12 protein-coding genes are annotated in these 13,362 nt (G+C 67.1%); 8 read left to right on the forward strand and 4 right to left on the reverse strand.

Going from position 1 to position 13,362, the window contains the following annotated elements:
- Positions 1-20: 20 nt before the first annotated feature.
- Complete coding sequence (locus tag AC13FN_RS05645; RefSeq protein WP_010484453.1) at positions 21-413, reverse strand: outer membrane protein assembly factor BamE; 393 nt, start codon at positions 411-413, stop codon at positions 21-23.
- A gap of 103 nt (positions 414-516) precedes the next feature.
- Between AC13FN_RS05645 and fur the strand changes: the two genes are divergently transcribed.
- On the forward strand, positions 517-924 hold the full coding sequence (fur, locus tag AC13FN_RS05650) for a ferric iron uptake transcriptional regulator (protein ID WP_005409235.1): 408 nt from the start codon (positions 517-519) through the stop codon (positions 922-924).
- Positions 925-983: 59 nt separating this feature from the next.
- On the opposite strand, the gene AC13FN_RS05655 is transcribed toward fur, so the two are convergent.
- A complete protein-coding gene (locus AC13FN_RS05655; protein WP_482985249.1) occupies positions 984-2,228 on the reverse strand; it encodes an SGNH/GDSL hydrolase family protein in 1,245 nt (414 codons plus the stop codon).
- 97 nt (positions 2,229-2,325) lie between these two features.
- Between AC13FN_RS05655 and AC13FN_RS05660 the strand changes: the two genes are divergently transcribed.
- Positions 2,326-3,243 (forward strand): LysR family transcriptional regulator, encoded by a 918-nt coding sequence (locus tag AC13FN_RS05660; protein ID WP_019338370.1) that lies wholly within the window; start codon positions 2,326-2,328, stop codon positions 3,241-3,243.
- Between the two features lie 102 nt (positions 3,244-3,345).
- Here the strand turns inward: AC13FN_RS05660 and recN are convergent, their stop codons facing one another.
- Positions 3,346-5,007, reverse strand: coding sequence for a DNA repair protein RecN (recN, locus tag AC13FN_RS05665; protein ID WP_482985250.1), 1,662 nt, complete (start codon positions 5,005-5,007; stop codon positions 3,346-3,348).
- 115 nt (positions 5,008-5,122) lie between these two features.
- Between recN and hrcA the strand changes: the two genes are divergently transcribed.
- From hrcA to AC13FN_RS05690, 5 genes are all read left to right on the forward strand, one after another.
- Positions 5,123-6,187 (forward strand): heat-inducible transcriptional repressor HrcA, encoded by a 1,065-nt coding sequence (hrcA, locus tag AC13FN_RS05670; RefSeq protein ID WP_010484463.1) that lies wholly within the window; start codon positions 5,123-5,125, stop codon positions 6,185-6,187.
- A 63-nt stretch (positions 6,188-6,250) separates the two neighbouring features.
- A complete protein-coding gene (grpE, locus tag AC13FN_RS05675) occupies positions 6,251-6,766 on the forward strand; it encodes a nucleotide exchange factor GrpE (protein ID WP_054171495.1) in 516 nt (171 codons plus the stop codon).
- 182 nt (positions 6,767-6,948) lie between these two features.
- Positions 6,949-8,874, forward strand: a complete 1,926-nt coding sequence (gene dnaK, locus AC13FN_RS05680) for a molecular chaperone DnaK (protein ID WP_049434940.1) — start codon at positions 6,949-6,951, stop codon at positions 8,872-8,874.
- Between the two features lie 154 nt (positions 8,875-9,028).
- Positions 9,029-10,156 (forward strand): molecular chaperone DnaJ, encoded by a 1,128-nt coding sequence (dnaJ, locus tag AC13FN_RS05685; protein ID WP_049434941.1) that lies wholly within the window; start codon positions 9,029-9,031, stop codon positions 10,154-10,156.
- A 69-nt stretch (positions 10,157-10,225) separates the two neighbouring features.
- Positions 10,226-11,116, forward strand: coding sequence for a hypothetical protein (locus AC13FN_RS05690; protein ID WP_148563081.1), 891 nt, complete (start codon positions 10,226-10,228; stop codon positions 11,114-11,116).
- Positions 11,117-11,118: 2 nt separating this feature from the next.
- Here AC13FN_RS05690 and AC13FN_RS05695 read toward each other — a convergent pair whose 3' ends face one another.
- On the reverse strand, positions 11,119-11,916 hold the full coding sequence (locus AC13FN_RS05695; protein WP_217015655.1) for an AraC family transcriptional regulator: 798 nt from the start codon (positions 11,914-11,916) through the stop codon (positions 11,119-11,121).
- A 72-nt stretch (positions 11,917-11,988) separates the two neighbouring features.
- Between AC13FN_RS05695 and AC13FN_RS05700 the strand changes: the two genes are divergently transcribed.
- Positions 11,989-13,188 (forward strand): MFS transporter, encoded by a 1,200-nt coding sequence (locus tag AC13FN_RS05700; RefSeq protein ID WP_029379945.1) that lies wholly within the window; start codon positions 11,989-11,991, stop codon positions 13,186-13,188.
- Positions 13,189-13,362: the final 174 nt, after the last annotated feature.

A 13,362-nucleotide genomic window follows, 5' to 3' on the forward strand; every position in this document is an offset into this window, starting at 1 on the left:
GTGCGGACGGGCAGGGGGCGTCAGCGACCCTTCTTCTTCTTGTCCTTCGGCAGATTGCGGCCGAACTGGCGCACGGTCTGCTGGGCCAGGGCCTTGTCGTTACCCGGGAAGTAATCGCCTTCCCAGCGGGTCACGTTGTCATTGTCGAAGAACACGGTGAAGTTCTTCACCTCGGTACGGCCCAGGCGGTTCACGCGCTGGCTGGAGGTGTAGTCCCAGCGCTGGGCGTGGAACGGGTCCGGAATGGACGGGGTGCCCAGCAGCGCAGTGACCTGCTGCTTGCTCTGCCCGACCTGCAGCTTGGCCACGGCATCTTCCCGGATCAGGTTGCCCTGATAGATGGGTTGCTTGTAGATGATGCCGCACCCGGTGGTGGACAGGGCGACGGCGGCGACCAACAGGAGATTGCGCATCGGGACTGGCGGTTGGGGAAATCAAACCGATGATACACTCCCGGCGTGCCACCGCGACCCAATCCGAGGCAGCTGGCGCTAAATCGCCAATGAACGGAGACCTATGGAAACCCACGACCTGCGAAAAGTCGGCCTGAAGGTGACCCATCCACGGATGCGGATCCTGGCGCTGCTTGAACAGCGCAATGCCCAGCACCACATGACCGCCGAAGATATCTACCGCCAGCTGCTCGAGCATGGCGACGAGATCGGCCTGGCGACGGTCTACCGGGTGTTGACCCAGTTCGAGGCCGCCGGCCTCGTGCTCAAGCACAATTTCGAAGGCGGCCAGGCCGTCTACGAGCTGGACCGTGGCGGCCACCATGACCACATGGTCGACGTGGACAGCGGCAAGATCATCGAGTTCGAGAGCCACGAGATCGAGGAGCTGCAGCGCAAGATCGCGGCAGATCACGGCTACGAGCTGGAAGAGCACTCGCTGGTGCTGTACGTGCGCAAAAAGCGCAAGTAAGCCGTTCCGGCCAGCCGTAGTGCGACGAAACCCCGGGCTTGCCCGGGGTTTTTCGTTGCTTACGGTAGATCCACGCCATGCGTGGATGGCCCCATGAGCACCTCAAGATCGACCGCCTCGGCCATGGCCCGGTTGCCCGCATCGCCTGGGTGCAGGTGATCGCCGGAGTCGTAGGCGGCCGCCATCTGTGACGGATCGGCTGGGTCCCGCAGCGCGGCGTCCAGGTCGATCACCGCGTCAAAAGGGCTGTCCGTGCGCAGCCACGCATTGAGCTGCCGGCGCAGGACATCCTTGTCCGGGTGGAAGTAGTCATCCAGCGGAGTGCCGGGCAGGGCGCCGGCGAACGGTGCCAGCGTGACGCCCACGATCCGAACGCCTTGGCGGCGGGCCTGTTCGGCCAGGGCGCGATACCCCGCCTGCAGTTCGGCCAGCGTGGGCCGGGCCTGGTTGCGGGCGAACGCGGTGCCAGGCCAGCTGATGTCGTTGATGCCGATCAGCACGATCACACTGGCCACGCCGGGCTGATCCAGTGCATCGCGCTGCAAGCGGGCCAGAACCGACTCACCCATGCCGTCGCGCAGCAGCCGCCCCCCGGATATACCGGCGTTGACCACGGCGATGCCCCGTGGCGCCAGACGCGCGGCCAGGTGGTCGGTCCAGCGCTGGTCCTGGTCGAGGCTGGCGGTGGCGCCGTCGGTGATCGAGTCGCCGATCACCACCACGCTACGTGCGCTGGCGGCGGCCTCGACCTCGATGCCGGCCAGGAACAGGCGGGCAGTGGTGCTGCTGGCCGCGCTCAGAGCCTGGGCCCTGCTCTGGTCGCCGGGCGCAGTCCAACTGGTCTGGCGGCCTTCCCAATGGAACGTCTGCACCGGCGTCGGCCCCGGCACGAAGACACTGACCTGCAGTGCCTGCCGGTCATCCGTGACCAGTGGCAGCGGGTCGCTCAGCCGTTCCTGCCCGGGGCCGATCAGCACCCCGGGCTGGCCGTCGAAACTGAGCGGCTGCGGGGTGGCTCCCGCACGTGCGGCCACGCTGGCCGCCCCGATCCGCAGCGGCTGGGTGCCGTAGGCATTGCTCAGCCGCACCCGCAGCCGGGGCCCGCCCAGGCTGATGCGCGCGGTCTGGCGGAAGGTCTGGTCATGCAACGTGGCCGGGACCAGGGTCGGGAACAGAAAATCCGCGCCCCAGACCGGTTGCGGGCTGGCCTGCCAGCTGGCAACCCAGTGCGGGGCGGATGCGGCACTGGCGACACCGGACAGGGCGAGCAGGGCGGTGGCGGTGAGGTGGCTCAAGCGGTTCATCGGGCGGTCCCGGGTGGAGGGACCACCATGGTGATTCCGTGGTTATCTGTGAACTAGACTGCGCATGGATAATCATCTGTGAACTGGATTCATTGCCATGGCGCGACCAGACATCAACCGATCCGGCGAGCTGGAAGTGTTCGTGCGGGTGATCGAGACCGGTGGCTTCTCCGCCGCCGCCCGCACCCTGGACATGACGCCCTCGGCGGTGAGCAAGCTGGTGGCCCGGCTGGAACAGCGGCTGGGCACGCGCCTGCTGCAACGCTCCACCCGCCAGCTACAGCTGACCCCGGAAGGCTGCGCGTTCTATGAACGTGGCCTGCGCGTGCTGGCCGACCTGGAGGAGGCCGAACGCTGCGCCAGCGCACATGCCGAGCCGCGCGGACGGCTGCGGGTCAATTCCAACGTGCCGTTTGGCCAGCACTTCCTGTTGCCGCTGCTGCCGGCGTTCCTGGAGCGCAACCCGCAGGTGGGCGTGGACCTGACCCTCAACGACGAGGTGATCGACCTGCTGGAGCAGCGCACCGATGTGGCGGTGCGGGCCGGGCCGCTGAAGAGCTCCAGCCTGGTGGCGCGGCGGCTGGGCGCGACGCGGATGATGATCGTGGCCGCGCCGGCCTACGCGCAGCGGCATGGGCTGCCGCGCGACGCTGAGGAGCTGCAGTCGCACAATCGGCTGGACATCGGCCATGCCCGGGCGATGCAGGGCTGGCCATTGCTGCAGGACGGACGCGAGCGGATGGTGCTGCCCAGTGGCAATGCCCGCGCCAGCAACGGTGATGCACTGCGGCAGCTGGTGCTGGGTGGTCTGGGCATGGCACGGCTGGCAGCGTTCCAGGTGCAGGCCGACATCGCTGCCGGACGCCTGCTGCCGGTGCTGGAGGAAGCCAATCCCGGTGACCTGGAAGAGGTGCACGCGGTGTTCCTGGGGCAGGGCGGCTACCTGCCGCTGCGGGTGCGCGCGTTCCTGGATTACCTGGTGGAGAACGTGGATCTGGAGCGGCCGTTGGGGTGATATGCGCCGCGCCGGTGCGCGTAGCCGAGCGTGGGCTCGGCTCTACATGTCGGTTCCGTTTTTTTTGGGGGGGGCGGCTGTAGAGCCGAGCCTATGCTCGGCTCAATGTGCCAGCAGCTTGCGCGCAGCGGCGCGCGCTTCCTTGCTCACTTCCACGCCGCCGAGCATGCGTGCCAGCTCTTCCTCGCGCGCCTTGCTGTCCAGCTTTTCCACTGCGCTCTGGGTCATGCCTTCCACCGGCGCCTTGCTGACCCGGTAATGGGCATGGCCCTTGGAAGCGACCTGCGGCAGGTGGGTCACGCACAGCACCTGGCGCTTCTCGCCGAGGGCGCGCAGCTTCTGGCCGACAATGTCGGCCACGGCGCCACCGATGCCGGAGTCGACCTCGTCGAACACCATGGTCGGCACCGCATCTAGGTCCAGCGCGGCCACTTCGATAGCGAGCGAGATACGCGACAGTTCACCGCCCGAGGCGACCTTGCGCAAGGCGCGCGGCGGTTGGCCGGCGTTGGCGGCGACCAGGAACTCCACGCGTTCGGCGCCCTGCGGGTCCGGCTTGCCGGCGTCCTGCGGTTCCAGCTCGATCAGGAACTGGCCGCCGCCCATGCCCAGCTCGGCGATGATGCCGGTGGTGGTAGCCGACAGCTCGGCGGCGGCATTGCGGCGGCTGACGGTCAGCGCCTCGGCCTGCACACGCCAGGCGGCGGCGGCCTTGTCGATCTCGCCGGCCAGGCGCTGCAGGCGTTCGTCGGCGCCGCGCAGCTGCTCCACTTCGGCGTGCATGCGCTCGCGCTGCGCGCCCAGCTCGTCCATTGGCACGCGGTGCTTGCGGGCCAGGTCGTGCAGGCGGCCGAGACGGCGCTCGTTCTCTTCGAACTGCTCCGGGTCGGCATCGAGGTCGTCGTGCACCCGGTCCAGCAGCGACAGGGCTTCATGCAGCTGGATCGAGGCGTTCTCGATCAGGCCGTCCACCTCGCCCAGGCGCGGGTCGTGTTCGATCAGGCGCGACAGCTCGTGGCGCACCTGCTGCAGCAGGTCCAGCGCGGAGCTCCCGTCATCGCCGTTGAGCTGGTTGCTGGCGGCCTGGCAGGCGCTCAGCAGGGCGCTGGCGTGGGCCTGGCGGCGATGGCTGGCACCGAGCGCCACGATCGACTCCGGCTCCAGGTCTTCGCGGTCCAGTTCGTGCAGCTGGTGCTCCAGGAAGCCGATCCGGTCACTCACGTCGCCCTGTTGCGACAGCGCCAGCGATTCATCGACCAGTGCCTGCCATGCGGCCGCGGCGCGGCGCACCTGGCGGCGCTCGTTCTCGTTGCCGGCATAGGCATCCAGCAGGGCCAGCTGTGACGGGCGCGTCAGCAGGGCCTGCTGTTCGTGCTGGCCGTGGATCTCCACCAGCAACGAGGCCAGGTCGCCCAGCTGGGCCAGGGTCACCGGGCGGCCATTGATCCACGCCCGCGAACCGCCGTCGGCACGGATCACGCGGCGCAGCTGGCATTGTTCTTCGTCGTCCAGCTCGTTGTCGGCCAGCCACTGGCGCGCGGCCTGCAGCTGGTCCAGCGCGAACTCGGCCGAAAGCTCGGCGCGCGCGGCGCCGTGGCGGACCACGCCGCTGTCGGCGCGCAGGCCGGACAGGAAGCCCAGCGCGTCGACCATCAGCGACTTGCCGGCGCCGGTCTCGCCTGAAACCACGGTCATGCCTGGCCCGAACTCCAGTTCGGTGGCGCGGACGACGGCAAAATCCTTGATCGAAAGATGTCTGAGCATGGGTAAGGGGGTATCAGCAGCCGCGCAACGCTAGCACGTGGGCGAGGGAGGTCCAATGACTTGCCAAGGTGATGCGCCGCCATTATCTAGTGTCCGTGTCTCACAGGTTGATTCCATGCACGGTTCTCCCGACCAGCTTGCCCCGCGTGCGCGCCATCTGCTGCGCACGCTGATCGCGCGTTACATCCAGGACGGTGAGCCGGTCGGCTCGCAGACGCTGGCGCGCGTGGCCGGCCTTGAGGTCAGCCCGGCCACCATCCGCAACATCCTCGGCGACCTGGAGGACCTGGGGCTGCTGGCCTCGCCGCACACCTCGGCCGGGCGCGTCCCGACCGCACACGGCTACCGGGTGTTCGTCGACAGCCTGCTGCAGATGCAGCCGCCGGGTGAGGGTGAGCTGGCCCGGTTGCGCCAGGAACTGGCCGGCGGTGGCAGCACCCAGGCCCTGCTCGGCAGCGCCTCGGAGCTGCTGTCGGCGATGAGCCACTTCGTCGGCGTGGTCAGCGCGCCGCGGCGCGAGCAGTTCGCCTTCCGCCAGATCGATTTCGTGGCGCTGGACGGGCGCCGGGTGCTGGCGATCCTGGTGTTTGCCGACAACGAGGTGCAGAACCGGGTCATCGAGACCCGCCAGGAGTTTGCGCCGGGCCAGCTGGAGCAGGTGGCCAACTACCTCAATGCGCATTTCGCCGGCCTGCCGATGGCCGAGATCCGCACCCGCCTGCTGCTGGAACTGCGCGACGCCCGGTCCGAGCTGGAGCAGCTGCTGGCGCACAGCATCGAGCTGGCCGAGCAGGCCCTGCAGCCGGCGGCCGACGACATGCTGGTGGCTGGCCAGACCCGCCTGATGGGGGTGCAGGACCTGTCCGACCTGGAGCGCCTGCGTGAACTGTTCGAGCTGTTCTCCAGCAAGCGCGAGATCCTGCAGCTGCTGGAGCGGACCATCCAGGCGCCGGGCGTGCGCATCTTCATCGGCGAGGAGACCGGGATGATGCCGCTGCAGGGCGTCTCGCTGGTCACCGCCCCGTACACCGCCAACGGCCAGGTGCTGGGCGTGCTGGGCGTGATCGGCCCCAAGCGGATGGCCTACGACCGCATGATCCCGCTGGTGCAGGCCACCGCCGATGTGCTCGGCGCGGCCTTTTCACCCGCCGGGCGCACTCCCGGAACATCCGACGCTTGAAACGCAGCATCCCGCCCACACTAGGGTGGGTGGAGGCGGAGAGTGACCGCCAGGGACCCAGACATGAACCACGAACAGCCAGATATCGAATCCCAGCAGAGTGCCGCTGATGCGGCTGCCGCCGCCGGCGTCAACGACGAAGTGGAGCGCCTGCGCGCCGAAGTCGAGCAGATCAAGGCCGATGCGCTGCGTGAGCGCGCCGACCTGGAGAACCAGCGCAAGCGCGTGGCCCGTGACATCGAGCAGGCCCGCAAGTTCGCCAACGAGAAGCTGCTGGGCGAGCTGCTGCCGGTGTTCGACAGCCTGGATGCCGGCCTGAAGGCCGCCGGCGGCGACCCGCACCCGCTGCGCGAGGGCCTGGAGCTGACCTACAAGCAGCTGCTGAAGGTGGCCGCCGACAACGGTCTGGTCCTGCTGGACCCGACCGGCCAGCCGTTCAACCCGGAACACCACCAGGCCATCAGCCAGGTGCCGGCCCCGGGCGCCGCCCCGGGCAGCGTGGTGACCGTGTTCCAGAAGGGCTACCTGCTCAACGAGCGCCTGCTGCGGCCGGCGCTGGTGGTGGTGGCCGCCGATTGATTGACCGGGCCGGGTGATGCCCGGCCCCGGTCGTGCCAGGCCATGCCTGGCAAGGTTTTCCAGGCGCTGAACACAGCGTTCGGGAGATGGCTTGAATGTTCCACGAGCCTCCCCCACATCGTATTCATCCACCGGCCGAGCGGCCGGACTGACCCCAACAAGCATCCTCAGGAGTCTCCCCCATGGGCAAGATCATTGGTATCGACCTCGGCACCACCAACTCGTGCGTGGCGATCATGGACGGCGGCAAGGCCCGCGTCATCGAGAATTCGGAAGGCGATCGCACCACCCCGTCGATCGTCGCCTACACCAAGGACGGCGAAGTCCTGGTCGGCGCCTCGGCCAAGCGCCAGGCCGTGACCAACCCGAAGAACACCTTCTACGCGGTGAAGCGCCTGATCGGCCGCAAGTTCACCGACGCCGAAGTGCAGAAGGACATCGCCCACGTCCCGTACGGCATCCTCGCCCATGACAATGGCGATGCCTGGGTGTCGACCAGCGACGGCAAGAAGATGGCCCCGCAGGAAATCTCGGCCAAGGTGCTGGAAAAGATGAAGAAGACCGCCGAGGACTTCCTCGGTGAGAAGGTCACCGAAGCGGTCATCACCGTGCCGGCCTACTTCAACGACAGCCAGCGCCAGGCGACCAAGGACGCCGGCCGCATTGCCGGCCTGGACGTCAAGCGCATCATCAACGAGCCGACCGCGGCCGCGCTGGCCTATGGCCTGGACAAGGGCGACAACAAGGATCGCAAGATCGTGGTGTACGACCTGGGCGGCGGCACCTTCGACGTCTCGGTGATCGAGATCGCCAACGTCGACGGCGAAAAGCAGTTCGAAGTGCTGGCCACCAACGGCGACACCTTCCTGGGCGGCGAAGACTTCGACAACCGCGTCATCGAGTACCTGGTTGAAGAGTTCAACAAGGACCAGGGCATCGACCTGCGCAAGGATCCGCTGGCCCTGCAGCGCCTGAAGGACGCTGCCGAGCGCGCCAAGATCGAGCTGTCCAGCGCCCAGCAGACCGAAGTGAACCTGCCGTACGTCACCGCTGACGCGTCGGGTCCGAAGCACCTGAACATCAAGCTGACCCGCGCCAAGCTGGAAGCGCTGGTGGAAGACCTGATCAAGAAGTCGATCGAGCCGTGCCGCGTCGCCCTGAATGATGCCGGCCTGCGTTCGAGCGACATCAGCGAAGTGATCCTGGTCGGTGGCCAGACCCGCATGCCGAAGGTGCAGCAGGCGGTGACCGAGTTCTTCGGCAAGGAACCGCGCAAGGACGTCAACCCGGACGAAGCCGTGGCACTGGGTGCGGCGATCCAGGGCGGCGTGCTGGGTGGCGACGTCAAGGACGTGCTGCTGCTGGACGTGACCCCGCTGTCGCTGGGCATCGAGACCATGGGCGGCGTGTTCACCAAGATCATCGAGAAGAACACCACCATCCCGACCAAGGCCTCGCAGGTGTTCTCCACCGCCGAGGACAACCAGTCGGCCGTGACCGTGCACGTGCTGCAGGGTGAGCGCGAACAGGCCCGCTTCAACAAGTCGCTGGCCAAGTTCGACCTGTCCGGCATCGAGCCGGCCCCGCGCGGCCTGCCGCAGGTGGAAGTGTCCTTCGACATCGACGCCAACGGCATCCTGCACGTGTCGGCCAAGGACAAGAAGACCAACAAGGAACAGAAGGTCGAGATCAAGGCCGGTTCGGGCCTGTCCGAGGAAGAGATCGCGCGCATGGTCGCCGACGCGGAAGCCAACCGCGAAGAAGACAAGAAGTTCCAGGAACTGGTGCAGGCCCGCAACCAGGCCGACGCCCTGATCCACGGCACCCGCAGCGCCATCACCGAGCACGGCAGCAAGGTCGGCGGCGAAGTGATCGGCAAGGTCGAGGCGGCACTGGCCGACCTGGAAACCGCGATGAAGGGTGACGACAAGGCACAGATCGAAGCCAAGTCGAAGGTGCTGGAAGAAGCCGGTCAGTCGCTGTTTGCTGCCGCTTCGGCCGACCAGGGCGGTGCTGCCCCGGGTGCCGACGCCGGCAATGCAGGCAAGGCGCAGGATGACGTGGTCGACGCCGAGTTCACCGAAGTCAAGGACGACAAGAAGTCCTGATCCGGACCGACACGGGACGCTGGCCACCAGCGTCCCGTTGTCGCATCAGGGTCCTGACCGCCCACCGGCGTGTCGGGGCGCCCGACGCAAGAGCGGACCTGGTTCCGCTCTTCCGCTTTGACGAATCCCGACTTTCCGGAACCCGATTCACGATATGAGCAAGCGCGATTACTACGAAGTGCTGGGCGTTGCCCGCACCGCCACCGACGACGAGCTGAAGAAGGCCTACCGTCGCTGCGCGATGAAGTTCCACCCGGACCGCAACCCGGGTGATGCGGCGGCCGAAGCCTCCTTCAAGGAGTGCAAGGAAGCCTACGAAGTGCTGTCCGACGGCAACAAGCGCCGCATGTACGACAGCCACGGCCATGCCGCGTTCGAGCACGGCATGGGTGGCGGCGGCGGTCCGGGCGGCCCGGACATGAACGATATCTTCGGCGATATCTTCGGCAACATCTTTGGTGGCGGCGGCGGTGGTCCGCGCCAGGCCCGTCGCGGTGCCGACATCGGCTACGTGATGGAGCTGGACCTGGAAGAAGCCGTGCGCGGCGTCGAGCGCCGGATCGAGATCCCGACCCTGGCCGAGTGTGGCGACTGCGATGGCAGTGGCTCGGAAGACGGCAAGGTCGAGACCTGCAACGTCTGCCATGGCCGTGGCCAGGTGCGCATCCAGCGCGGCATCTTCGCCATGCAGCAGGCCTGCCACAACTGCGGCGGCCGTGGCCAGATCATCGCCAAGCCCTGCAAGACCTGCCACGGCAATGGCCGTGTCGAGGAAGACAAGGTGCTGTCGGTGAAGGTGCCGGCCGGCGTCGATACCGGTGATCGCATCCGCCTGCAGGGCGAGGGCGAAGCCGGCCCGGCCGGTACGCCGCCGGGTGACCTGTACGTGGAAGTGCGCGTGCGTGAGCATGCGATCTTCCAGCGCGATGGCGACGACCTGCACTGCGAAGTGCCGATCCGCATCTCGCAGGCCGCACTGGGCGACACCGTGCGCGTGGCCACGCTGGGCGGCGAGGCGGAGATCCGCATCCCGGCCGAGACCCAGACCGGCAAGCTGTTCCGCCTGCGTGGCAAGGGCGTGCGTTCGGTGCGCAGCCGCAGCGAGGGCGACCTGTACTGCCGTGTGGTGGTGGAGACCCCAGTCAACCTCACCAACGAGCAGCGCAAGCTGCTGGAGCAGTTCGAAGCCACCTTCGTCGGCGAGGAAGCGCGCAAGCATTCGCCGAAGTCGGCCACCTTCATGGATGGCGTGAAGGGCTTCTGGGACCGGATGACGTCCTGAGTTTTCAACCCAAGCGTTGAACGGTAGCGCCGGGTCATGCCCGGCGTTTTCGTGTCCGAGGGTCTTACAATGCGCGACATGATCCTGCACCTGCATTTCGAACCGCGCATGGCACCTCGCGCCATTCTGTGCGGGGCGTTGACTGCAGCCTTGTCCTTCATCGGCACGGTATCGGCCGAAGAGTGCCGCCTGGACGCGCCCTTGTCCGGCCCGCAGGCAGCGCCGACATCAGCTCCGGGCACGCAATGGACCTACTCCGGCGGAGCGGGTTTCCCGGCGACGCCAATGCTGCTGAAGGTAGCCCAGAACGGTCAGCGTGAACTGGAGATCGCGGAGGGAACTCTACGGCGTGAATGGATCGATACGTACGCCGACGTCAATCCGCTGCGCAAGGGCGACAAAGTGCTGCTGCGCTTCCCGCTCAAGGTGGGTGACCAGTGGCAGGACAGGTTCGAGGAGCCCGGAGAGTTCAACGCGCGTTCCGGCCGTTATCGTTACGACTACGAAGAACAGGGCCAGAGCCGGGTAACGGCCATCGAAACCGTGCGCACTGCACTGGGAGATATCAGCGCCTATCGCATCGAGCGTGAAGCGCGCTGGCGGAAGTCCAATGCGCGCGCAGTTGCCGGAGCGGACAGGCCCAATGCAGGTGATGGCGTGGTCGAGGGCCTGGAGCGAAGCATCAGCTGGTACGCACCCGACGTTGGGCGGGTCGTACTGCGGCGTCGTGTCAGCGGCAATCCGGCGTTTGCCGCGTACTTCTCTGCAGAGGACGACACCGACAATCTGAGCATTACCGAGCTGGTCGGATTCCACCAGCCCGGAGGTTGCCGGATCGAGGGTGTGCCGGTGCAGGCACGCGTGGCAGGACAGGTTTTCCCGTTGCACTATCCGCTGGTGGACAGTGATACATGGGAATTTCGTCTGATGCGCGATCCACATGTGCCCGCGGATCGTTAGCATCAACGAAAAAACGCCGCCGGTGTCTGCCCCAGCTGCCGCTTGAACATGCTGGTGAACGCGCTTGGGCTGTCGTAACCCATCGCCAGCGCGACATCGATGACCTTGTCGCCGACCGCCAGCCGTTCCATCGCGGCCAGCAGCCGCGCCTGTTGTCGCCACTGGCCGAACGTCATGCCCAGTTCGCTGGCGAAATGGCGCTGGATGGTTTTCACGTCCACCTGCAGCGCCTGCGCCCAATCCTGCAGCGTGGCGTCGTCGCCGGGATGCTTCAGGATGTGCTGGCAGATCCGCTGCAGGCGCGGGTCGGTGGGGGAGGGCAGGTGCAGCGGCAGCACGTCCATGCGGTGCAGCTCGTCCAGCAGCAGGCGCACCAGGCGGCCGTCGCGGCTGTCGTCCACATGCGCGGTCTCGATCAGGCTGGCGGCCAGCAGCAGCTCGCGCAGCAGCGGCGCTACCTGTACCGCAAATGCCTCGTCCGGCAGCTGCGGCGCGAAGTCCGGCTCCACGTACAGGCTGCGCATGTGTACCTCGGCGATGCAGTCCACCGCGTGCGCCATGCCGGCCGGCACCCAGATCGCGCGGGTCGAAGGCACCACCCAGCGGCCGCCGTCCGCACGCACCACCATCAGTCCGGACATGGCGAACACCAGCTGGTGACGGCGGTGCCGGTGGGGCGCGATGTGGGTGCCGGGCTTGTAGTGGCGGGCGCGGCAGGTCACTGGGCGGTGCACCGGAACCTCGTTCCACGGCGCAGTCTCGCGGACCGGGCAGGGGGTGTCCTTTTTGCGATATGCCATGACCCGAACGCGGCAGAAGGGAGGGGGAGGTCACCGTAGCATGCGTGGCTCGCCCCCAACCTGACTGTGTCCATGTCAACCCTGGCTTCTCCTGCAACGACCTCACGCCCGGTGGCCCCCGGCGTGCTGGCCGCCATTTCCACCTCGCATGTCGTCAACGACATGATGCAGTCGCTGATCCTGGCCATCTATCCGGTGATCAAGGGCGGCTTCAACCTGAGCTTCACCCAGATCGGCCTGATCACGCTGACCTACCAGCTCACCGCCTCGATCTTCCAGCCCTTGATCGGCATGGCCACCGACCGCCGCCCGGCGCCGTACTCGCTGCCGATCGGCATGGCCTCGACCCTGTGCGGCATGCTGCTGCTGGGCTTCGCACCGAACTACGCGGTGGTGCTGATGGCGGCGGCGATGGTCGGCATTGGTTCGGCCATCTTCCATCCGGAAGCCTCGCGCATCGCGCGGCTGGCCTCGGGCGGTCGACATGGTTTTGCACAGTCGGTGTTCCAGGTCGGCGGCAACTTCGGTACCGCGCTGGGCCCGCTGATTGCCGCGGCGGTGATCGTGCCGTATGGCCAGCATGCCGCATCATGGTTTGCCGGCGCCGCCCTGATCGGCATCGCGTTGCTGACCTATGTCGGCCGCTGGTATGCGCTGCATCTGGGCACCCCGCGTCCGGCCAGCACCGCGTCGATGGCCCCGCGGCATCCGTCGCGCACCGTGGCCAAGGTGCTGGCGATCCTGCTGGTGCTGATCTTCAGCAAATACTTCTACATGGCCAGCATCGGCAGCTACTTCACCTTCTACCTGATCCACCACTTCGGCATTCCGGTGGCACAGGCGCAGCTGCACCTGTTCGCGTTCCTGGTGGCGTCCGCCGCCGGCGGCTTCCTCGGCGGCCCGCTGGGTGACCGCATCGGCCGCAAGCCGATCATCTGGACCTCGATCCTCGGCGTGGCCCCGTTTGCCCTGATGTTGCCGCATGCGGATCTGTTCTGGACCACGGTACTGGCCGTGCTGATCGGTTTCGTGTTGTCGTCAGCGTTCTCGGCGATCGTGGTGTATGCGCAGGAGATGATGCCGCACCGCATCGGCATGGTGTCCGGCCTGTTCTTCGGCTTCGCCTTCGGCATGGGTGGACTGGGTGCTGCCGTGCTGGGCCTACTGGCGGACAAGACCAGCATTGAGTACGTCTACCAGCTGACCGCGTTCCTGCCGCTGCTGGGCATCGTGGCGGCATGGCTGCCGCCGTCTCGGCCTGCTGCTCACTGAGGGAGGGTGGGTTTGCAGGGCTTGCAGCCCTGCACCTGCAGAGGCAACGTCAACAGCAGAAGCGGGCTATCCGTGGGTTGGCGGGGTGGGTCCGGTTGCAGGGGACGCCGTAAACCCATCCCTGGGGGCTTGGCCGCGGCATCCATGCCGCGGACACCCCTGCAACCGGACCCA

The sequence above is a fragment of the Stenotrophomonas sp. 115C5 genome, assembly GCF_056861055.1.

Bases quoted from the DNA above. Each gene is read 5' to 3' on its own strand.
- AC13FN_RS05645 (WP_010484453.1), bottom strand. From the start codon at position 413: ATGCGCAATCTCCTGTTGGTCGCCGCCGTCGCCCTGTCCACCACCGGG.
- fur (WP_005409235.1), top strand. From the start codon at position 517: ATGGAAACCCACGACCTGCGAAAAGTCGGCCTGAAGGTGACCCATCCA.
- AC13FN_RS05655 (WP_482985249.1), bottom strand. From the start codon at position 2,228: ATGAACCGCTTGAGCCACCTCACCGCCACCGCCCTGCTCGCCCTGTCC.
- AC13FN_RS05660 (WP_019338370.1), top strand. From the start codon at position 2,326: ATGGCGCGACCAGACATCAACCGATCCGGCGAGCTGGAAGTGTTCGTG.
- recN (WP_482985250.1), bottom strand. From the start codon at position 5,007: ATGCTCAGACATCTTTCGATCAAGGATTTTGCCGTCGTCCGCGCCACC.
- hrcA (WP_010484463.1), top strand. From the start codon at position 5,123: ATGCACGGTTCTCCCGACCAGCTTGCCCCGCGTGCGCGCCATCTGCTG.
- grpE (WP_054171495.1), top strand. From the start codon at position 6,251: ATGAACCACGAACAGCCAGATATCGAATCCCAGCAGAGTGCCGCTGAT.
- dnaK (WP_049434940.1), top strand. From the start codon at position 6,949: ATGGGCAAGATCATTGGTATCGACCTCGGCACCACCAACTCGTGCGTG.
- dnaJ (WP_049434941.1), top strand. From the start codon at position 9,029: ATGAGCAAGCGCGATTACTACGAAGTGCTGGGCGTTGCCCGCACCGCC.
- AC13FN_RS05690 (WP_148563081.1), top strand. From the start codon at position 10,226: ATGCGCGACATGATCCTGCACCTGCATTTCGAACCGCGCATGGCACCT.
- AC13FN_RS05695 (WP_217015655.1), bottom strand. From the start codon at position 11,916: ATGGCATATCGCAAAAAGGACACCCCCTGCCCGGTCCGCGAGACTGCG.
- AC13FN_RS05700 (WP_029379945.1), top strand. From the start codon at position 11,989: ATGTCAACCCTGGCTTCTCCTGCAACGACCTCACGCCCGGTGGCCCCC.